We start from the raw sequence: 1,062 nt of genomic DNA, 5'->3' as shown, positions 1-1,062 counted from the left end.
GGCTGCCGGGTTATCCTCTGCTGTCTCCGCCGGCGAGGGCTCCCCCGACTCGGCCGGTCCCGCCTGTGGGCCGGTGACTTCATCGACGTCGGGGCTCGCTGCCGCCCCTGATGCATCGGTTGGGGATTCGGGGGCTGACTCCTCTTCGGGTGCATCTACCTCGAAGGTGAAGGTGAGCTCCTCGTCATGGCCATCCGCGTACACCGCCCGATAGCGAATCTCATACTCGCCGTTAGGCAGCTCTTCACGAAGCTCGGTACTCATGACACTGCCCTCCACCACGGCGGGGTCCTCGGTGGCCCAGTTCTCGCCGTCGTCATCCAGCACCCAGATGTCATTGGTGATCCCTTCACCGGTGGTAAGCCCGGCCCCGGAGAACTCCAGCACCACCTCTTCAGGGCTGGTCTCAAGCACCTCTGAAGCCTCGGGAGTAGAGCTGATCAGGCTGTCGTGCGCCCAGGCGGGCGCGGCCCAGGCAGCACTCAGCGCCAAGGCGGCAATACCGGCTGCAGCGGTGATACGCACAGCCCGTGCCGAGTTGGATTCTGCAGGTACGGCGGGCACGTTTATAAGAGTGTTCATCATGTAGGTCCTTTATTCACTGGTCATCGTCAATCAGCGGCAGCTGGGCACCTTGCAGGCACCACGAGGAGAGGCTGTCGCAGTGTGGTTATGAACTGACCAGGAGTGGCGGACCACGGAGGGTGCGGGGTCCTTGGCCGAGCCAGAGGCTCAGCGGTTGCCACAGCTGCCACCCAGCTGAAGCAGTCAGCGGCGCCACAGGCACCGCCGCTGGAATCTCTAGGAGCAGCCGGACAGGCTGCAGGCTCAGCAGCCCGATGAGGGCGTGCAGGATTACTTCACCGCGACGAAGCACCAGATATGTCCCAGCAGCAGCAACGACGTGCGCTGCCGCCATCCCGGGTTCTGCCGCGGAAAGATGCGTGTGAGCAGGGCCCGGAGTGACCCCGAGCCCGCTCTGCTGGTGATGAGCGTGGGCGCCGTCGACAACACTCAGTGGCATCGCCGCTGGGGCGGAGAGCAGCTCGAAGAGCCCATGCA

The 1,062-nt window shown here is 64.6% G+C and carries 2 protein-coding genes; both read right to left on the bottom strand.

Annotated elements, in window-relative coordinates:
- Positions 1 to 585 (bottom strand): copper resistance CopC family protein (locus tag TX78_RS04235; RefSeq protein ID WP_081652555.1); only part of this gene is annotated, 585 nt, incomplete at its 3' end.
- An 85-nt stretch (positions 586 to 670) separates the two neighbouring features.
- Positions 671 to 1,062 (bottom strand): hypothetical protein (locus tag TX78_RS04230; protein ID WP_044493978.1); only part of this gene is annotated, 392 nt, incomplete at its 5' end.

The sequence above is a fragment of the Nesterenkonia massiliensis genome (assembly GCF_000455245.1).
In the GTDB taxonomy this organism is placed as follows: Bacteria; Actinomycetota; Actinomycetes; order Actinomycetales; family Micrococcaceae; genus Nesterenkonia; species Nesterenkonia rhizosphaerae.
The sequence above is the reverse complement of the archived record's forward strand: the minus strand, read 5'-3'. Positions and strand labels throughout refer to the sequence as shown.